This is a genomic window from Streptomyces hundungensis, assembly GCF_003627815.1.
GTDB classification, from domain to species: Bacteria; Actinomycetota; Actinomycetes; order Streptomycetales; family Streptomycetaceae; genus Streptomyces; species Streptomyces hundungensis_A.
In genome coordinates, this window is record NZ_CP032698.1 from 3,386,748 (window position 1) to 3,405,760 (window position 19,013).

Consider the following 19,013-nt stretch of genomic DNA (forward strand, 5'->3'; position numbering starts at 1 on the left):
GTTCCCACCGCACGCCGCGTCTTGGGGGGCGTGCAGCAGCGTCATGGTCAGGACGGCAGCGCCGTCATCCGGTTCCGCGCGGTGGGGTGGGTCCTCCTCCTCGCGCATCTGCTGCTCGTGGCGTGGATCTCGCTGAGACCCCGGGACGTGATGTGGGTGACGGCCACCAATCTGACGCCGTTCGCCGGCATCAGGGCCGACCTCGCGCTCGGCCCGCTCCAGGCCGCCCACCGGATCGGCGAGGGCCTACTGCTGCTCGCCCCGCTGGGGGTGCTGCTCCCGATGGCGGGCGGCCGGCTGCACGTCTCCCCGCTGGCTTCCCTGGTACGCACCGTCCTGTCCGGCGCGCTGATCTCGCTCGGCATCACCCTGATGCAGACGGCCGTGCCCGGCCAGGTCCCCGATGTGGACGCGCTGCTCCTGAACACCGCGGGCGTGGCGCTGGCCCATCTCGCGGTGGTGCCGGCGGGTCGGCGGGGCCTGCGCCGCAGGAACGAGGGCGAGCACCGCGCGCCCCTCCTTGCGGAGGAGCCTCCTCAGGGACGTACCCCGACAAATCCCAGGGTCGCCACAGCCCCCTGGGCCGACGCCGGGGCGACGGCCCGGCGGGAGTATGGAGGCATCGCGAGGGAGCCCGACCGAAGCGGCTCCCCCCTCCAGCTCCGAAGGAGCCTGCCATGAGCGCCCCTCTTGTCCGCCCGACCGAAGGCCGCCGGATCGGCGGGGTGTGCGCAGCGCTGGCCCGGCGCTTCGGCACCTCCGCCACCACGATGCGGATCATCTTCCTCGTCTCGTGCCTGCTGCCGGGACCGCAGTTCCTGGTCTATCTGGCGATGTGGGCGCTGATCCCGGGTGAGAAGTCGCCGCGCGCCGCCTGGTAGTTCACTCCCCGAGGGCCGCCTCGTAGTTCAATTCCCCGAGGGCCGCCGGTAGTTCACTCCCCGAGGGTTCGGGCGAGCTTGTCGAGCTGGCGGTCTGCGATGTCGTGTGGCACGGCGACCGTCGTCGGCGCCCGCCCGGACAGGTCGATCGCCATGAACCGCACGATGGTGGCGCCCCGGCGCACCACGACGAGGTGCACGGGGGCGGGCGCGCCCTGGCCGGTCGCGGTCGCCGTCCAGCTCACCGACTCCTCGCCGCGCACCGCGTAGGGCGCCGCGCGCACGTCCTGGTAGGCGGCCCGGTGGCCGTCGAGGAGTGTGCCGAAGGCCGTGCCGCAGCGGGCCAGTGCCGTTTTCAGCCGCGCGATCAGGCGCCGGGCGTCCGGCGGGGCGTAGGCGGACAGGGAGGCCGACACCGCGAGACCGGGGTGCCGGCGCGCGCCGAGGCCCCGGCTCACGGTCGCGCGGGCCCGGTCGTCGGGAGCCCCGCCCATCACCTCGGCGAGCGGCGCGCAGGCGGCGCGGTCGGCCCGCGGCACGCCCTCGGCGTCGGGCGCGGGTGCGCCGGAGAGCTCGTAACCCGGCACGTCACCCGCCGCGAGGACGGCCCGTTCCAGGCCGGTCGGCGCCGGGGCGGACGAGGCCCGAACGCCCGGCGCCCGGGCGGTGTCCGGACCGGCGGGGCCGTCCGGCGCGGGAACGCAGGCCACGGCCGCGAGCAGCGCGGCGAGGGTGAGCACGGTCGTCCGGATGAACATCGACGCCCGGTTGAACACCGACGCCCGGATGAACACCGTCGTCCGGTTGGGCACGGTCGCCCGGGCGGACACCGTCGCTCGGGCGCACGCCTTCGGACGCATGATCAGGACCCTACTCAGACACCGTCGGGGCGCACACCCGGCTCACGGGTGTGCGCCCCGACGGGGGTGCGCGGCGGTCAGCCGGTGAGGCCGCCGCCGGGCAGGCCCGCGCCGCTCGTGAGGTTGCTCGCCACGGGGCCGGTCGGCAGTCCGCCGAGCAGGCTGCCCACCGGGTCCGTGGGCGCCTTCTTCTGCTGCTGGCCGGTCAGCGCCTCGGGGGAGGCCGCGGGCACCACCTTGGAGACGGTGCCGAGCGGGGTGCCGGCGGCCACGGTCGACAGCGCACCCAGGGCCGGGAGCGCGGGTGCGGCGGACGCCGTTCCGGCGGCAGCGGCGGCGAAGGCGGCACCGAGGGCAACGACACCGAGCGTCTTGGGGGACTGCTTCATCAGAAATTCGTCCTTGGGGTGGGAAAGGTGAGCGGCTCGCCAAGGTAGTCAGCGGACCACCCGGGCCGCAAACATGCGAAAACGGCCGGGCGTTCACACGCCCGGCCGTTTTCCTATACCTAAGATCAGCCGCCCGCGGCCGCAGAACCGCTGGTCGTGGCGGTCTGCTGGAACAGCCATTCGGACTTCAACTCGGCGTATCCGGGCTTGATCACGTCATTGATCATGGCCAGTCGTTCATCGAAAGGAATGAATGCTGATTTCATCGCATTGACTGTGAACCACTGCATGTCTTCGAGCGTGTAGCCGAACGCATTCGTCAGGTGCTCGAATTCCTGGCTCATGCTGGTGCCCGACATCAGCCGGTTGTCCGTGTTCACGGTCGCCCGGAAGTGCAGCTTGCGCAGCAGCCCGATGGGGTGCTCGGCGTAGGAGGTCGCGGCCCCCGTCTGGAGGTTGGACGTGGGGCACATCTCCAGCGGGATCCGCTTGTCCCGTACGTACGAGGCGAGCCGGCCCAGCTTCACCGTACCGTCCTCGGCGACCTCGATGTCGTCGATGATGCGCACCCCGTGGCCGAGCCGGTCGGCGCCGCACCACTGGAGCGCCTGCCAGATCGACGGCAGACCGAAGGCCTCGCCCGCGTGGATGGTGAAGTGGTTGTTCTCGCGCTTGAGGTACTCGAAGGCGTCGAGGTGGCGGGTGGGCGGGAAGCCGGCCTCGGCGCCCGCGATGTCGAAGCCGACGACGCCCGAGTCCCGGTAGGAGTTGGCCAGTTCGGCGATCTCCAGGGCGCGGGCCGCGTGCCGCATCGCGGTGAGCAGCGCGCCGACCCGGATGCGGTGGCCATTGGCGCGGGCCCGCCGTTCGCCTTCTCGGAAGCCCTCGTTGACGGCCTCGACGACCTCTTCGAGGGTGAGGCCCTGTTCCAGGTGCTGCTCGGGCGCGTAGCGCACCTCGGCGTAGACGACGCCGTCCTCGGCGAGGTCCTCGGCGCACTCGGCGGCGACCCGGAAGAGCGCGTCGCGGGTCTGCATGACGGCGCAGGTGTGCGCGAAGGTCTCCAAGTACCGTTCCAGGGAGCCCGAGTCGGCGGCTTCACGGAACCAGATGCCGAGCTTGTCGGCCTCGGTCTCGGGCAGTGAGGTGTATCCGGTCGCTCGGGCGATGTCGATGATGGTCCCGGGACGCAGACCCCCGTCGAGGTGGTCGTGGAGCAGCACCTTCGGGGCACGGCTGATCTGATCCGGGCTGGGTACGGATGCGGTCTGGCTCGTCATCTGCGCACTCTAATCCCTACGCGCGTAGATCGCCCGGCGTACGGACGCCGTCGATACGTAACAGTGACCGCGCGGACGGGTGGCGTACACCTCCACTTCTGAGACTGTTCTGCCATGGCACAGCATGCGATTCCCCTGCCTGCTGCCCGGCTGGGACGGGCCGTCGGCGCGACCGGCGCCGGCGCGACGGTCAGCGGCGTGGTCCTCGTGCTCCCCGACGGCGACCCCGTCTCGGCACGCCGGCCCTCCCCCCTCGCGTACGCGGCCGCGCTGCCGCTGGCCCGCCGGTTGGCGCGGGACGGCGGCCCGGAGGGTCTCGTGGCGCACGCGGTGCACTACCGCGGCCGGGGCTGGAACGGCGGCGACGCCCGGCTCGCCACGGACGCCGAATGGGCCGCGGACGAGGTCGTACGGCGCTACGGGGACGTGCCGGTGTGTCTGGCCGGGCACGGCATGGGCGGCCGGGCCGCGCTGCGGGCGGCGGGCCATCCGGCGGTCAACTCCGTTCTGGCGCTCGCCCCTTGGATCCCCGACGACGACGTGGCCGCCGACCCCGAGCCGGTGAAACAGCTGGTGGGCCGGCGGGTGATGATCGTGCACGGGACCAATGACGCGCGCACCGACCCCGAGCTGTCCTACCGGCTCGCCGAGCGCGCCAAGAAGGCCAACCGGGACACCTGCCGCTTCGAGGTCCACTCCGACGGCCACTCGATGCGCCAGCACCGGCTCGAAGTCCACGCGCTCGCCGTCGACTTCGTCTTCGGCACCCTGTTCTCGCGCCCGTACGCCCGCCCGGTCACGGACGCGTTCGCCGCGCCGCCGCCCCTGGGGCTCCGCATGCCGCTGGCTTCCGGTTTCGGCAAGTCCCTTCAGCGATAGGCGAGTTACTCGGGGATCAGCTTTCCCCGGCGGGACAGCAGAAAGGCCTTGAAGGCGGCCACCGGCGGGGTGTCCGGGTGGCCGTCCAGCCAGGCCACCCCGATCTCGCGCACCGCGCGCGGGGCGGTGACGGTCAGCTCGACCACGCCCGGCCGGGCCACCGCGGGCGGCGGGAGCAGCGCCACGCCGAGCCCGGCCGCGACCAGGCCGCGCAACGTCTCGGCCTCCTCGCCCTCGAAGGCGATGCGCGGCGCGAACCCGGCTTCGGCGCACAGGTCGTCGGTGATGCGGCGCAGTCCGTAGCCCGGCTCCAGGGTCACGAAGGTCTCGTCGGCGGCCTCCGCCAGCCGCACCCGCTTGCGGCTCGCGAGCCGGTGGTCGTCGGGGACCACCAGACGCAGCCGCTGTTCGTCCAGGCGCCGGGCCGCGAGGTCCGGCGCGTCGGGCACGGGCGAGGTCAGACAGAGATCGAGCTCCCCCGCGCGCAGCCGCTCGATCATCGCCTCGCCGTAGTTCTGTACGAGGGTGAAGCGGACGCGGGGGTGGTCGACGCGGAAGGCGCGGATGAGGCCCGGCACGGTCTCCGAACCCATGGTGTGCAGAAACCCGAAGGCGACCTTGCCGGTGCCCGGGTCGGCGTCCGCGCGCACCGATTCCGCGGCCCGGCCCACCTCGGCGAGGGCCCGCTCGGCGGAGCCGAGGAAGGTGCGGCCCGCGGCGGTCAGCGCGACGGTGCGGCCCTTGCGTGCGAACAGGGCGACGCCCAGGTCCTCTTCGAGGCGGACCATGGCGCGCGACAGGGTCGACTGAGGCACGCCCAGTTCATGGGCGGCGCGGGTCACATGCTCGTGGCGGGCCACCCCGGCGAAGTAGGCGAGGCGCGGCGCGAGCGCCATCGCGGCGTCCTCCATGGATTCTTCGTAACTGTTCGATGACACGCGCGCCTCTGACCTCGACTGATGCAGCAGTGGATCGATTGTCGCCCATCTGTGCATTGGACGCATAAACGCAGGCAGGCCTACGGTTTCGACATGCCTCCCGCCAGTACCGGGGCGTCCACCACCGTGGGCGCCTCCACCTCGTCGTCCCCGCTCCAGCTCACTCCCGGCGCCGCCGGCTACCGCCGGATGAGCTTCGCGCTCTTCGCCGCCGGTGTCGCCACCTTCGCCCTGCTCTACTCCACCCAGGCCCTGCTGCCGCTGATCTCCGCGGACCTCGGCGCCACGGCGAGCGCGGCGAGCTGGACGGTGTCGGCGGCGACGGGCGCGCTCGCCCTGTGCGTGCTGCCCCTGAGCGCGCTGTCCGAGCGGTTCGGGCGGACCCGGACGATGACGGTGTCCCTGGCCGTCGCGGTGGCGGTCGGCCTGCTCGTCCCCTTCGCCCCGAACGTCGGCTGGCTGGTGGCGCTGCGCGCGGTGCAGGGCGCGGCGATCGCGGGGCTGCCCGCCTCGGCGATGGCGTATCTGGCGGAGGAAGTGAAGCCCAAGGCGCTGGTCGGGGCGATCGGCCTGTTCGTCGCGGGCAATTCGATCGGCGGCATGAGCGGGCGCATCCTGACCGGCTGGGTCGCCCAGGCCTGGGGCTGGCGCGCGGCGCTGCTCGCGGTGGGCGCGCTGGCCGCGGTGTGCGCGGTGGTCTTCCGCGTCCTGCTTCCCAAGGCCCGCCATTTCACCCCGGGTTCGCTGAACCCGCGCGCCCTGGCCCGCACCGTGCGCGGCCACCTCGCCGACCCGCTCCTGGTCCGCCTGTACATGATCGGCGCGCTGTTCATGACGGTGTTCGGCGCGGTCTACACGGTGATCGGCTACCGCCTCACGGCGGCGCCCTTCAACCTGCCGCAGGGCCTGATCGGCTCGATCTTCCTGGTCTATCTGGTCGGCACGGTCTCCTCGGCGGCCGCCGGGCGGCTGGTGGCGCGGGTGGGCCGCCGGGGCGCCCTGTACCTGGCGGTCTCGACGACCGCGGCGGGCCTGCTCCTTTCACTCGCCTCCTCGCTCCCCGCGATCCTGGCGGGGCTCGTCCTCATCACGGCGGGCTTCTTCGCGGGCCACGCGGTGGCCTCCTCCTCGGTGAGCCACACCGCGAAGCGGGGCCGCGCCCAGGCGTCGGCGCTGTACCAGTCCGCGTACTACCTGGGCTCCAGCGCGGGCGGCACGCTCGGCGCGGTCGCCTTCCACGCGGGGGGCTGGCCGGCCACGGTGCTGCTCGGCATCGTGGCGGTGCTCGGCGTCGTCTCGGTCACCCTGTACGGCTCGCACGCGGCCCGCGCCGAGCGCCGCACCCACCGTCTGCACCTGACGCACGCCTGACTCGCGCCTGTCCCCTACGCGTCGCTGACCTGCGCCTTTCTCCATAGCCGCGCGATTGTCAGTGGGGTCCGGTAGCTTCCGAAGTGCTGGCATTACACGGCACGACACGGGGTGGACCGATGAGTGATCTGGCAGCGGCGGCGGACCTGGACGTACGCCTCGAAGAGCACCGCAGAGAGCTGACGGGGTACTGCTACCGGATGCTCGGCTCGGCCTTCGAGGCGGAGGACGCGGTGCAGGACACGCTGGTGCGGGCGTGGCGCAGCATCGACAAGTTCGAGGGCCGCTCCTCGCTGCGCTCCTGGCTGTACCGGATCGCCACCAACGTCTGTCTGGACATGCTGAACGCGGGCAACAAGCGGGCCCGCCCGATGGATCTGACGGCGGCCACCCCGGTGGCCAACGCCCAGCTCAACTCCCGCCCGGAGGTGACCTGGTTGGAGCCGGTGCCGGACGGGCGGGTGCTGCCCACCATCGAGGACCCGGCCGAGGCGGCGCTGGCCCGCGAGTCGGTGCGGCTCGCCTTCGTCGCCGCGCTCCAGCACCTGCCGCCCAAGCAGCGCGCGGTGCTGATCCTGCGCGAGGTCCTGGCGTGGAAGGCGAGCGAGGTCGCCGAGCTGCTCGGCACGACGGTCGCGTCGGTCAACTCCGCGCTCCAGCGCGCCCGTTCGACGCTCGCGGAGTCCGAGCCGAAGCAGACGGACGCGGCGAACCCGCTCGACGAGGAGCAGCGCAAGCTCCTGGACCGCTATGTGGCGGCCTTCGAGGGGTACGACATGACGGCCCTGACCGCCCTGCTCCACGAGGACGCGACGCTGTCGATGCCGCCGTACGACCTGTGGCTGCGGGGCCACGACGACATCGTGGGCTGGATGCTGGGCGTGGGCGAGGTCTGCCGCGGCTCCCGCCTCCTGCCGACGGTGGCCAACGGCACACCCGCCTTCGCCCACTACCACCCGGACCCCGCGGGCGGCTTCACCCCCTGGGCCCTGATGGTCATCGAAACGACCGGGGGCAAGATCTCAGGCATCACCTCCTTCCTGGACACCCCCCGCTGGTTCCCCCTCTTCAACCTCCCGGAGCGCCTGGACGAGGAGGGGGTCGCGGTTGGGGCGCGGTGAAACGCGGGCCGCTCGACACGGGGCGCGCCGACATCGAGGAGCCCCTCCGCTGCGAAGGGGGCTGGGGCGAGGGCTCTCCCCCTCACCGCTGAATCTCGCGCATGAGCATGCGCAGAGTGAGGCTGTGCTTCTCGGGAGGCAGTGCGTCCATGGCCGCCTGCGCGTAGGCGGCGCCGCCCTCCCGATCACCGGCACGCGTCAGCATCAAGCCTCGGTGGAGTTCCAGGTGTGTGGCGAACCGCGGTAGTTCCGGGGGAGTTCCGCGCGTGCCGCATCCTGCGCAGTAACCGCTCCGCGTTCGTCCCCGAGCCGGGCCAGGAGCAACGAGCGGAACACGTTCAACCTCCAGTAAGGGACCGCGTAGTCCGAGGTCTGCGCGTGCGAGCCCGCCTCGTCGAAGATGCGCCGCCCCTGCGCGTCCAGCCGGAGCGCCGTTTCACGGTCGCCGCGAAGCGCCGCCGCGTGCGCCTTGCCGTAGACCGCGTTCAGGAGTCCCAGCGAGGGTTTGTCGCTGATGTTCAGCGCCTGTTGCGCGACCACGTCCGCGACGCCCAACGAAGCGCCTTCGTATCCCAGGGCGATGGCCGCGCGACCTCTCACCCATACGCGGGCCGCGTCGTCCCCCGACTGGTCGGCGGCTCTCGCGGCCATGCGATACCAGTGAACGGCTTTGGACCCGTCCGCCCCGGGGAAGGTCTTGGCGTAGAGCGTCATGAGACGTGAGGCCACCGACCACAGGTGCGGGGTGTCGAGTTGCTGCTGCACCACGACCAGCTCGCCGGAGATCCGGCGCTGGATGTCCGCGGCACCGAGTGACATGTACTCGGTGCCATACGTGGCCAACTTGCTTTCCCAAGCGTCTGCCGAGGGACCCCCGTTCAGCCGCGCGGCGAACCCCGCGGTGAGCAGGTCGGAGGCGATCACAGGGGCTATGGCGGCTCCGGCCGCGTCCGTCAGGAACGTGCGTCGATTCACTTCACCCTCGAGAACGGCTAGGGGCACGTCGAGAACAGCCGACAGTTTGGCAAGGTAAAAGCCCCGGGGCGTGACCTTGCCGCGCCACCATTTGCTGACGTACTCACGGGTCAGGTTCGTGCCATACCGCTCGTTGATCTCGTCCGCCAAGCGCGCCTGACTCCAGCCTCGTGCCTGGCACAGCTCCCTGATCAAGTCACCGATAGCCATGGGGTCATCTTGGCCCTCGACGCGCCTCCCCGTCGCACAACTTCCGCCGGAACAAACGCACTTGCCCCTGGATGTGCCCCTAGTGGCCCCCTCCCCACAACCGCGACAGTGCTAGGAGTACAGGCACCTTGACTGCGCCGCCGAGGATGCGCGGGTGGAGGCATCAGGGACTACCGCGCGATCGAGGAGACACCCATGAGCACCACACTGACCCGCGGCGGCGACAAACTGCCGGGCGAGCCCTACCCCGGGCCCCATCAGCCGCCCACTCCCGACGGCGGCCCCGGGGTGCCCAACCCGCCGAAGGCCGCGTAGCCGATGACCGCCCCCGCACACGACGCGCACAACGCCCGCCAGGAACGCCCCAGCCGCACAGCGCTGGGGCGCGCTCTCCTGTCCGCGGGCGTGCTCACCCCGGACTGGGCATCGGCATTCGCCGCTGTTCCGCGTTCCGGCTTCCTCCCCGACCTCATCTGGCCGTGGGACATGGAGACGGGACAGAGCGTTCCCGTGTCACAGACGGACGCCCCGGAAGCGTGGTACGGATACGCGGACGCGGACGTTCCCGTGGTGACGCAATGGGACGACGGCAGGCACACCGGCACCGACCCCGGAAACGTGTCCGCCTCGTCGGCGTCGATGCCCTCCGTCGTCTTCGGGATGCTCGCCGACCTGGACGTGAAGCCGGGCCACCGCGTCCTGGAAGTCGGGACCGGGACCGGCTGGAACGCCGCGCTGCTCGCCCACCGACTGGGGGCCGAGAACGTCGTCAGCGTCGAACTCGATCCCACCGTCGCGGCACAGGCTCGGACGGCACTCGACCGGTTCGGGCTTCCGGTTCACGTGGTGACGGGCGATGGACTCCAGGGCTGCCGCGAGCGGGCCCCGTTCGACCGGATCATCGCGACCTGTGGCCTGCGGTCCATCCCCCGCGCGTGGGTTGAGCAGTCCCGACCCGGCGGAGTCGTCGTGGCTCCGTGGGGAACCCACTACAGCAATGGCGACGCCGTAGCCCGGTTGGTCGTCGCCGACGACGGCGAGAGCGCGTCGGGGCTTTTCACCGGGCCCGTGGAGTTCATGAAGGCGCGGACCCAACGTCGCCCGCTCGTGCCGCATGCCGAGTACGTGACGGGCAGCGTTGCCGACGGCGACGCATCGTCGAGCACTGTCACGGAGGAGCACTTCCTCGGTGGCCGCTTCAGCTCCCAAGACTTCGTGCTGGGGCTGTGCGTCCCGGACTGCGTACGCGTCATGGCCGAGCGGGATGAGGGAACGCACGCCGTCTGGCTCTACGGACTGACGGACCGCTCCTGGGCCTGCGCGCAATTCCGGGACCATGCCGCTACTCGCGTGTGGCAGTCGGGACCGCGCCGACTGTGGGACGAGGTGCACGCCGGGCTCGCATGGTGGACCGCACAGGGGCGCCCCGCCGTCGAGCGCTTCGGCTTGACCGTGGACACGGCCGGCGACCATGTCTGGCTGGGCGAGCCGGGCAACCCCGTACCGGGGGGTGCGGCCGCGTAAGCAGCGGAGACGGCGGCCTTACGCGAGGTCCGACCCCAGCCCCGCCAGGTCGAGCAGCGCCACAAGCCCCGCCCCCGCCCCCCGCATCCGCACCCGGCGCCCCGCCCGCCGGGCGGTGAGGCGGAGGCGGGCGACCGCCTCGACCGCGGCCAGGTCGGCCCGGCTCAGCGCGGTGAGGTCGCACACCACGACATCCGCCCCCGCCCCGTACAGTCCGCGCAGCCGCTCGCACAGGAGCGGGACGTCGGCGAACGTGAGGGGGTCGGGGACGACGAGGACAGGGGGCTGCTGGGCGGGATCGGTGGCTTCCACACCGATGAGACCCCGCCGAGGCGCGGAATTCATCGGTAGGACCCGCACCCGGTCAGCGAACCGGGAAGCTCCCCGTGTCGATCTCCAGGCCGAAGGGGGCGGGCAACCTTAGCTTCCCTCCGTATTCGACTGTGCCGAGGAGAAGACGCTGCAACAGCTCAGCCACGACGTTGTGGTCATTGGACAGCCTTGGCGCCACGGTGATGATCCCCTCGACGATCTCCACCTTGCATCCCTCGGGTGCGTCCGTCTCCTCCCAGATCCGGACGAGGTCGTCCCACTCGCGGCCGGTGCCGGAGTGGTCGACGGTGAGTGCGCTCACGGCGGTCTCCCTACGCCGGTTCGTCACGTAGTCCAGCACGCCGAGCGGGGCGAGGGAGGGTCCGCCGGTTGCGTTCACTCACTCGTGGTCGCGCTGTCCGTTCCACCAGGAACTGAGCAGCCGTCAACTCTCCGTCCACAAGCGGGGCTTGCTGCTAGTCAAACGGAAAAAACCCCGTGTCCAGCGCCAGGCCGAACGGTTCCGGGAGCCGGATGACCTCACCGAACTTGACCGTCTGGAGGACCCGGTAGACATCGCCCTTCGGCTCGCCGTAAAGCGTGGCCGCAGGGCCGGCCGGGGCCCAGCGGTCGATGAGGAGGTAGAGCGGAATGCCTGCCGCGGCATACCCCGCGGCCTTCGTCACGCGGTCGTGGACCGCGTTGGCCTTGGAAGTGATCTCCACGACGAGTTCCGCCGCGGAGGCCGGGACGAAGTTGCCCGGCTCGCCTTCGACCACCGCGTCCGGCACGACGACGAGGTCGGGGATGTACAGGCCGAGCCGGGAGGGGGCCGCCAAACCCAGGGTCTGGTGCGGGTTCCAGTCCTCGGGGATGACACCGAGGAGAGCTCGATGAACCTTGGCCGCGATGCTGTTGTGCCGGTTGGCTGGAGCTGGTGACACGGTGACGATCCCCTCGATGATCTCCACCTTGCAGCCCTCGGGCCAGTTCGACTCCTCCCAGAGACGGACCAGGTCGTCCCAGCCCTGACCGGGGTCGTAGTCGACGGTGAGTGCGCTCACGGCGGTCTCCTCGCGTTGGTACGCCACCGACTCCAGCATGCCGAACGGGACCGGCGATGGTCCACCGGTCCCGTTCACCCATACGAGGGCACAAACCCAGGAAGCCCTGGTCAGGCGATGCGTTCCCGGACGATCGGGGTCGCCGAGAAGGCCGTGCCGGCCGGGGCCACGTCGTACGAGGACGCCAGGGACTCCAGCGCGTACGCGAACTTCTCCGGGGTGTCCGTGTGCAGGGTCAGCAGGGGCTGGCCCGCGGTGACCGTGTCGCCGGGCTTGGCGTGGAGTTCGACGCCCGCGCCGGCCTGGACCGGGTCCTCCTTGCGGGCGCGGCCCGCGCCCAGGCGCCAGGCCGCCACGCCGATGTCGTACGCGTCGAGGCGGGTCAGGACGCCCGAGGAGGGGGCGGTGACGACGTGCTGCTCGCGGGCGACCGGGAGCGCCGCGTCCGGGTCGCCGCCCTGGGCCGCGATCATCCGGCGCCACACGTCCATCGCGGAGCCGTCGGCGAGGGCCTTCGCCGGGTCGGCGTCCTTGATGCCCGCCGCGTCCAGCATTTCGCGGGCGAGCGCGATGGTGAGCTCGACGACGTCGGAGGGGCCGCCGCCCGCCAACACCTCGACGGATTCGCGGACTTCGAGGGCGTTGCCCGCGGTCAGGCCGAGCGGAGTGGACATGTCGGTGAGCAGCGCGACCGTCTTGACGCCGCTGTCGGTGCCCAACGCGACCATCGTGGAGGCCAGTTCACGCGCGTCCTCGATGGTCTTCATGAACGCGCCGGTGCCGACCTTCACGTCCAGGACCAGCGAGCCGGTGCCCTCCGCGATCTTCTTCGACATGATGGAGGAGGCGATCAGGGGGATCGCCTCGACCGTGCCCGTCACGTCACGCAGCGCGTACAGCTTCTTGTCGGCGGGGGCCAGGCCGTCGCCGGCCGCGCAGATGACCGCGCCCGTGGTGTCCAGGACGTTCAGCATCTCCTCGTTGGAGAGCAGGGCGCGCCAGCCGGGGATCGACTCCAGCTTGTCCAGGGTGCCGCCGGTGTGGCCGAGGCCCCGGCCGGAGAGCTGCGGCACGGCCGCGCCGCACGCGGCGACCAGCGGGGCGAGCGGCAGGGTGATCTTGTCGCCGACGCCGCCGGTGGAGTGCTTGTCGGCGGTGGGGCGCGAGAGCGAGTCGAAGTTCATGCGCTCGCCGGAGGCGATCATCGCCGCCGTCCAGCGGGCGATCTCGGTGCGGTTCATGCCGTTGAGGAGGATCGCCATGGCGAGGGCGGACATCTGCTCGTCGGCGACGACGCCGCGCGTGTAGGCGTCGATGACCCAGTCGATCTGCTCGGGAGACAGCTCGCCCCGGTCTCGCTTGGTGCGGATGACGGAGATGACGTCCATGGCATTCCTTCCGGCTTGGTGCACGTTGGTACCTGCGCGACTCTACGCGCATAGAGGAGAGTGGAAAGTGCGGCCCCCGCACGGGCAGTGCGGGGGCCGCGACGTTACTTCAGGTGGTCCGGGCCGAAGGCCTGGGGGAGCATCTCGGCCAGCGTGAGGATGCCGTCCGGGGTCTCCAACAGGAGCTCGGGGCCGCCGAATTCGAAGAGGAGCTGACGGCAGCGGCCGCACGGGACCAGCACCTCGCCGTGCCCGTCGACGCAGGTGAAGTGCGTCAACCGGCCGCCGCCGGAGAGCTGGAGCGCCGAGACGAGCCCACACTCGGCGCAGAGCCCGATGCCGTACGAGGCGTTCTCGACGTTGCAGCCGGTGACGGTGCGCCCGTCGTCGACCAGGGCGGCCGCGCCGACCGGGTAGCCCGAGTACGGCGCGTACGCGTGGGACATGGCCTCGCGCGCGGCCGTGCGCAGCGCCTCCCAGTCGGGCGCCGGCGTCACTTGCCCTGGCCCTTCCGGTAGCGCATGCCGTCCGCCTTGGGCATCCGCAGACGCTGGGCGGAGAGCGAGAGGACCAGCAGCGTCACGACGTACGGGGTCGCGCCGACGAAGTCGCTCGGCACGTCGTCGGTCAGCAGGTACCAGACGAGGATCAGGACGCCGGTGACGGCGCAGATCGCGGCCTGGAGCATCGCCTTCTTGTACGCCTTCCAGCCCGCGAGCACCGCGAGCAGCACGACGAGCAGAAGCAGCAGGGCGTGCACGGTGGTGCCGCCGTTGCGCAGCTGGAGCGCGTCGGAGAAGCCGAACAGGCCCGCGCCCATGGCGAGTCCGCCGGGCCGCCAGTTGCCGAAGATCATCGCGGCGAGACCGATGTAGCCGCGGCCGCCGGTCTGGCCCTCCAGGTAGATGTGCGAGGTGACCAGGGCGAGGAAGGCGCCGCCGAGACCGGCGAGGCCGCCCGAGACGGCGACCGCCGCGTACTTGTAGGAGTACACGTTGACACCGAGCGACTCGGCCGCGATCGGGTTCTCACCACAGGAGCGAAGGCGCAGGCCGAAGGCCGTCTTCCACAGCAGCCACCAGGTGCCGACGAAGAGCGCCACGGCGATGACGGTGACCCAGGAGACCTCGGTGACCAGGCCGCCGAGGATGCCGCAGACGTCGGAGACGAGGAACCAGTGGTGCTTCTGGACCGATTCGAGGCCGGAGGAGAGCCCCGGGATGGTGAAGCTGGGCAGGGCGTCGGCGGGCGGCGACTGCTTGGGGTTGCCGCCCTTGACCTGGGCGTCGCCGTCGTTGAAGAACAGCTTGGCCAGGTACTGCGTCACACCGAGGGCGAGCAGGTTGACCGCGACACCGGAGACGATGTGGTCGACGCCGAAGGTGATGGTGGCGACCGCGTGGATCAGACCGCCGAGCACGCCGAAGCCGATGCCCGCGATCAGGCCGAGCCAGGGGCTGGACTGCCAGCCGACCCAGCCCGCGCCGAAGGTGCCGAGGATCATCATGCCTTCGAGGCCGATGTTGACCACGCCGGCCCGCTCGGACCACAGGCCGGCCAGGCCCGCGAGCCCGATCGGCACGGCGAGGCCGAGCGCGGCGCTGATCTGGCCCTCGCTGGTGAGCTGGTCGGCGCCGGTGATGATGCGGACGGCGGAGATGAGGATCAGCGCACCCGCGATGATCATCAGGACCTGCGCGAGGGAGAACTTGCGCTTGGCGTTGCCCCGCTTGACCCCGGCCGGAGGCGGTGGAGTCGTGGTCGTTCCGGTCGTGACGCTCATGCCGTCACCTCCGTATCGGTCTTGGCGGCCTGGGCCGCGAGCTCGGCGCCGACGCGCTGCTGCTGGCGCTTGAGGCCGTAACGGCGGACGAGTTCGTAGGCGATCACGACGCACAGGACGATGACGCCCTGGATCACGCCGAGGATCTCCTTGTCGTAACCGATCACTTCGAAGTGGCCGGTGGTGCGCTCCAGATAGCCCCAGAGCAGGGCGGCGAGCGCGACGCCCACCGGGTGGTTGCGGCCGAGCAGGGCGATGGCGATGCCCGTGAAGCCCAGTCCGAGCGGGAAGCTGTTGTCGAACTGGTGGCTGTCGTTGAGCAGCGTCGGCATGCCGACGAGGCCGGCCACCGCACCCGAGATGATCATGCTGGTGACGATCATCTTCTTGACGTTGGCGCCGCTGGCCGCGGCCGCGGACTCGGACTGGCCGACCGCCCGCAGATCGAAGCCGAAGCGGGTGCGGCCGAGCGTGAACCAGTACGCCACGCCGACCACGACGGCGACGACGATGAAGCCCCACAGCTGTCCGGCCGGGCCCATGTCGAGGGTGAAGAACCAGGACGACTCGGGCAGCGGCTTGGTCGAGACGAGCGTGCCCGCCTCGTCGAGCTGGCCGAGGCGTTCGGGCTGGAGCAGATAGGCGATGATCGCGGTCGCGATGGCGTTCAGCATGATGGTCGAGATGACCTCGCTGACGCCCCGGGTCACCTTCAGGATGCCCGCGATCGCCGACCACACCGCGCCGACCAGCATGGCGACGAGGATGATGACCGGGATCTGCACGATGCCGGGCAGGCTCAGCGCGCCGCCGACCACGGCGGCCAGGAAGGCCGCCAGACGGTACTGGCCGTCGACGCCGATGTTGAACAGGTTCATCCGGAAGCCGATGGCCACCGCGATGCCCGCCAGGTAGTACGTCGTCGCCTTGTTGAGGATGTAGACCTGGCTGTCGCTCGCGGAGCCGTACGACAGCATGTCGTTGAAGGCCGGGAACGGGTTCTTGCCGGTGGCGAGGATGACCAGGGCGGTGACGACAAGGGCCGCGACGAGCGCGAGCAGGGGGGCCGCGACCGCGAGGAGCAGCTTCTCCTTGTCGATGCGGGAGGTGAGCTTCTTCATCGGTCCTCTCCCCCAGTGTTGTGCTGGTGCTCCAGGTGGCCGGTGGCGGCACCGGTCATGGCGGAGCCCAGTTCCTCGGGGGTGATCGTGGCGGGGTCGGCGTCGGCGACCAGGCGGCCGCGGTACATCACCCGCAGGGTGTCGGACAGGCCGATCAGCTCGTCCAGGTCGGCGGAGATCAGCAGCACGGCGAGGCCCTCACGGCGGGCCTCGCGGATCTGGTCCCAGATCTGCGCCTGGGCGCCGACGTCCACGCCCCGGGTGGGGTGCGCGGCGATCAGCAGCTTGGGGTTGTGGCTCATCTCGCGGCCGACGATCAGCTTCTGCTGGTTGCCGCCGGACAGCGAGGCCGCGGTCACCTCGATGCCGGGGGTGCGCACGTCGTACTCGCGCACGATCCGCTCGGTGTCGCTGCGGGCGGCCTTGTTGTCGAGGAGGGGGCCCTTGGAGTTGGGCTTCTCGGTGACGTGGCCGAGGATGCGGTTCTCCCACAGCGGCGCTTCCAGGAGCAGGCCGTGGCGGTGGCGGTCCTCGGGGATGTAACCGACGCCGCTCTCGCGCCGCACGCGGGTCGGGGCCGTCGAGATGTCGGTGGAGTCGAGCGTGATGACACCGCCGTCGGGGATGCGCATGCCCATGATGGCCTCGACGAGCTCGGCCTGGCCGTTGCCCTCGACACCGGCGATGCCGAGCACCTCACCCTTGTGGATGGTGAAGGAGACCGACGACAGCACCTCGCGCACCACCCCGTCGGGGTCGGTGGCGGCAAGGCGCAGGTCCTCGACCTTGAGCATCTCCACGGTGGTGACGGTCGACTCGCGGGTCTCGGGAGACGGCAGCTCGCTGCCCACCATCAGCTCGGCGAGCTGCTTGGTGGTGGTCGTACGGGGGTCGGCGGTGCCCACCGTGGTGCCGCGCCGGATCACCGTGATCTCGTCGGCGACCGAGAGCACCTCGCCCAGCTTGTGCGAGATGAAGATGACGGTCAGGCCCTCGGCCTTGAGCTCGCGCAGGTTGTCGAAGAGCGCCTCGACCTCCTGCGGGACCAGGACGGCGGTCGGCTCGTCGAGGATGAGGGTGCGCGCGCCGCGGTAGAGGACCTTGAGGATCTCCACGCGCTGGCGGTCGGCGACGCCGAGGTCCTCGACCAGGGCGTCCGGGCGGACCCCGAGGCCGTACGCGTCCGAGATCTCCTTGATCTTGTTGCGCGCCCTGGAACCGATGCCGTACAGCTTCTCGCCGCCGAGGACGACGTTCTCCAGGACGGTCAGGTTGTCCGCCAGCATGAAGTGCTGGTGGACCATGCCGATGCCGAGCGCGATGGCGTCGGCCGGGCTGGAGAAGGAGGCCTGGGCGCCGTCGATGGTGATGGTGCCCTCGTCCGGCTTCTGCATGCCGTAGAGGATCTTCATCAGGGTCGACTTGCCGGCGCCGTTCTCACCGCACAGCGCGTGCACGGTGCCCTTGCGGACGGTGATGTCGATGTCCTTGTTGGCGACGACACCGGGGAATCGTTTGGTGATGCCGCGCAGTTCGACGGCGGGAGGGCTGGACGCGTTGATGGCGCACTCTCCTCGTGGGCAGGAGCAGGGGGGCGGGGAGCTTCCGGGGAAGCCGGAAAGCGCACTGATGTGCCACGCCGGGCTCCCGGCGTAGTAGTTCAGCACACTCACGGCGCGCCAACTCCGGCCTACGCGCGTAGAGTTGACACTTCGTTACGGCCCGGTGAGCAGGGTGGTCCCTGCTCACCGGGCCGATGTGTGACGGGGGCGGTCAGCGACCGCCACGGGTCACGGGGTGGTCTTGACCTTGATGGTGCCGTCGACGATCTTCTTCTGGGCCGCGTCGAGCTGCGACTTCAGGTCGTCGATGAAGCCACCGCTCGTGGCGAGCGAGACGCCGCCCTTGGCCAGCGGGTAGCTGTTGGTGCCGACCAGCGGCTTGCCGTCCTTGATGGACTTGATCAGGTCGTAGACGCCGATGTCGACGTTCTTGACCACCGAGGTCAGGATCGCGTTCTTGTACTTGGAGAGCGAGGCCTGCTGGTACTGGTCGGAGTCGACACCGATCGCCCAGGCGCCCTTCTTGCCCGAGACGGCCTCGATCGCACCGGTGCCGGAGGAGCCGGCCGCGGTGTAGATGACGTCGGCGCCGTTGTCGAGCATGCCCTGCGCGGCCTGCTTGCCCTTGTCGGGGCTGGCGAAGCCGGAGGTGTCCGAGCCGTGCGACAGGTACTGGTTGTCGACCTTGACGTCCGGCTTGGTGTCCTTGACGCCCTGGTTGAAGCCCGCCTCGAACTTCTTGATGAGGGGGACGTCGACGCCGCCGATGAAGCCGACGTGGTTCGTCTTGGTCTTCAGCGCCGCGGCGACACCCGCGAGGTAGGAGCCCTGCTCCTCGGTGAAGACGATGTTGTCGATGTTCTTCGGACCCTCGACGACGGAGTCGACGATGCCGAAGGTGACGTTCGGGTACTTGACCGCGACCTTCTTCATCGAGTTCGCGTAGGCGTACCCGATGCCGATGACCGGGTTGAAGCCCGCGCCCGCGAGGTCGGTCAGACGCTGTTCGCGGTCCGCCTCGGTGTCGGTGGTCTTGGCGGTCAGCTCCTTGACGTCGCCACCGAACTCGGCCTTGGCCTTGTCGATGCCGCGCGCGGCGGAGTCGTTGAACGAGTGGTCGCCACGGCCGCCGACGTCGTACGCGACACCGATCTTGACGCCCTTGCCGCCCGCGGAGGACGAGGACGAGGTGCCCGAGTCCTTCTGGGAGGACGTGGAGCCACAGGCGGTGGCGGAAAGCGCGAGCGCGGCGGTGGCGATACCGGCCGCAGCGATCTTGGATACCCGGCGCAAGAGGAGGTCCCTTCAAACCTGAACCGAGGCGCCCCTACCGGCGCTGGTTTCGCGTCGGATCG

General features: G+C 70.7%; 17 protein-coding genes and 3 pseudogenes. 6 read left to right on the plus strand and 14 right to left on the minus strand.

Annotated features, from left to right (window positions below; translation table 11 throughout):
• Positions 1 to 21 precede the first annotated feature (21 nt).
• Together DWB77_RS14960 and DWB77_RS14965 are read left to right on the plus strand one after the other, a co-directional pair.
• A pseudogene (locus DWB77_RS14960) lies at positions 22 to 579 on the plus strand (VanZ family protein); the annotation flags it as partial.
• 98 nt (positions 580 to 677) lie between these two features.
• Positions 678 to 881: a PspC domain-containing protein gene (locus tag DWB77_RS14965; protein WP_120721755.1), complete on the plus strand. Its 204-nt coding sequence runs from the start codon at positions 678 to 680 to the stop codon at positions 879 to 881.
• Between the two features lie 53 nt (positions 882 to 934).
• Here the strand turns inward: DWB77_RS14965 and DWB77_RS14970 are convergent, their stop codons facing one another.
• The 3 genes from DWB77_RS14970 to DWB77_RS14980 form a co-directional block, all read right to left on the minus strand.
• The gene (locus DWB77_RS14970) at positions 935 to 1,741 is read right to left on the minus strand and encodes a hypothetical protein (RefSeq protein WP_162952536.1); all 807 of its coding nucleotides are present in this window, start codon (positions 1,739 to 1,741) and stop codon (positions 935 to 937) included.
• A gap of 77 nt (positions 1,742 to 1,818) precedes the next feature.
• Positions 1,819 to 2,130, minus strand: a complete 312-nt coding sequence (locus DWB77_RS14975) for a hypothetical protein (RefSeq protein WP_120721757.1) — start codon at positions 2,128 to 2,130, stop codon at positions 1,819 to 1,821.
• Between the two features lie 125 nt (positions 2,131 to 2,255).
• A complete protein-coding gene (locus DWB77_RS14980) occupies positions 2,256 to 3,410 on the minus strand; it encodes an adenosine deaminase (protein ID WP_120721758.1) in 1,155 nt (384 codons plus the stop codon).
• 114 nt (positions 3,411 to 3,524) lie between these two features.
• On the opposite strand from DWB77_RS14980, the gene DWB77_RS14985 reads away from it, so the two are divergent.
• Positions 3,525 to 4,289 (plus strand): alpha/beta hydrolase, encoded by a 765-nt coding sequence (locus DWB77_RS14985; protein WP_120721759.1) that lies wholly within the window; start codon positions 3,525 to 3,527, stop codon positions 4,287 to 4,289.
• A gap of 5 nt (positions 4,290 to 4,294) precedes the next feature.
• Here DWB77_RS14985 and DWB77_RS14990 read toward each other — a convergent pair whose 3' ends face one another.
• Positions 4,295 to 5,200, minus strand: coding sequence for a LysR family transcriptional regulator (locus tag DWB77_RS14990; protein ID WP_120721760.1), 906 nt, complete (start codon positions 5,198 to 5,200; stop codon positions 4,295 to 4,297).
• A 120-nt stretch (positions 5,201 to 5,320) separates the two neighbouring features.
• Between DWB77_RS14990 and DWB77_RS14995 the strand changes: the two genes are divergently transcribed.
• Entirely contained in the window at positions 5,321 to 6,598 is a 1,278-nt protein-coding gene (locus DWB77_RS14995) for an MFS transporter (RefSeq protein ID WP_120721761.1), read from the plus strand.
• A gap of 119 nt (positions 6,599 to 6,717) precedes the next feature.
• A complete protein-coding gene (locus DWB77_RS15000) occupies positions 6,718 to 7,719 on the plus strand; it encodes a sigma-70 family RNA polymerase sigma factor (protein ID WP_120721762.1) in 1,002 nt (333 codons plus the stop codon).
• An 82-nt stretch (positions 7,720 to 7,801) separates the two neighbouring features.
• Here the strand turns inward: DWB77_RS15000 and DWB77_RS15005 are convergent.
• Positions 7,802 to 8,904: pseudogene (locus tag DWB77_RS15005) on the minus strand (helix-turn-helix domain-containing protein).
• Positions 8,905 to 9,222: 318 nt separating this feature from the next.
• Between DWB77_RS15005 and DWB77_RS15010 the strand changes: the two are divergent.
• Positions 9,223 to 10,428, plus strand: coding sequence for a methyltransferase domain-containing protein (locus tag DWB77_RS15010; RefSeq protein ID WP_120721763.1), 1,206 nt, complete (start codon positions 9,223 to 9,225; stop codon positions 10,426 to 10,428).
• Between the two features lie 18 nt (positions 10,429 to 10,446).
• Here the strand turns inward: DWB77_RS15010 and DWB77_RS15015 are convergent, their stop codons facing one another.
• The 9 genes and pseudogenes from DWB77_RS15015 to DWB77_RS15055 form a co-directional block, all read right to left on the minus strand.
• Entirely contained in the window at positions 10,447 to 10,773 is a 327-nt protein-coding gene (locus DWB77_RS15015; RefSeq protein WP_120727798.1) for an STAS domain-containing protein, read from the minus strand.
• A gap of 106 nt (positions 10,774 to 10,879) precedes the next feature.
• Positions 10,880 to 11,062: pseudogene (locus tag DWB77_RS15020) on the minus strand (Uma2 family endonuclease); the annotation flags it as partial.
• 154 nt (positions 11,063 to 11,216) lie between these two features.
• Positions 11,217 to 11,804 carry a Uma2 family endonuclease gene (locus tag DWB77_RS15025; RefSeq protein ID WP_120727802.1) on the minus strand — a complete coding sequence of 196 codons (588 nt, stop codon included), beginning with the start codon at positions 11,802 to 11,804 and terminating at the stop codon, positions 11,217 to 11,219.
• Between the two features lie 110 nt (positions 11,805 to 11,914).
• Positions 11,915 to 13,192, minus strand: a complete 1,278-nt coding sequence (locus DWB77_RS15030) for a thymidine phosphorylase (RefSeq protein WP_120721764.1) — start codon at positions 13,190 to 13,192, stop codon at positions 11,915 to 11,917.
• 104 nt (positions 13,193 to 13,296) lie between these two features.
• Positions 13,297 to 13,689 (minus strand): cytidine deaminase, encoded by a 393-nt coding sequence (locus tag DWB77_RS15035; RefSeq protein ID WP_120721765.1) that lies wholly within the window; start codon positions 13,687 to 13,689, stop codon positions 13,297 to 13,299.
• Positions 13,686 to 14,975: an ABC transporter permease gene (locus tag DWB77_RS15040; RefSeq protein WP_120721766.1), complete on the minus strand. Its 1,290-nt coding sequence runs from the start codon at positions 14,973 to 14,975 to the stop codon at positions 13,686 to 13,688. Before DWB77_RS15040 ends, DWB77_RS15035 begins: the two co-directional genes overlap by 4 nt.
• Positions 14,972 to 16,096 carry an ABC transporter permease gene (locus tag DWB77_RS15045; protein ID WP_120721767.1) on the minus strand — a complete coding sequence of 375 codons (1,125 nt, stop codon included), beginning with the start codon at positions 16,094 to 16,096 and terminating at the stop codon, positions 14,972 to 14,974. The genes DWB77_RS15040 and DWB77_RS15045 overlap by 4 nt, the downstream gene beginning before the upstream one ends.
• Positions 16,093 to 17,658, minus strand: coding sequence for an ABC transporter ATP-binding protein (locus DWB77_RS15050; protein ID WP_246033867.1), 1,566 nt, complete (start codon positions 17,656 to 17,658; stop codon positions 16,093 to 16,095). The genes DWB77_RS15045 and DWB77_RS15050 overlap by 4 nt, the downstream gene beginning before the upstream one ends.
• Before the next feature lie 228 nt (positions 17,659 to 17,886).
• The gene (locus DWB77_RS15055; protein ID WP_120721768.1) at positions 17,887 to 18,951 is read right to left on the minus strand and encodes a BMP family lipoprotein; all 1,065 of its coding nucleotides are present in this window, start codon (positions 18,949 to 18,951) and stop codon (positions 17,887 to 17,889) included.
• Positions 18,952 to 19,013: the final 62 nt, after the last annotated feature.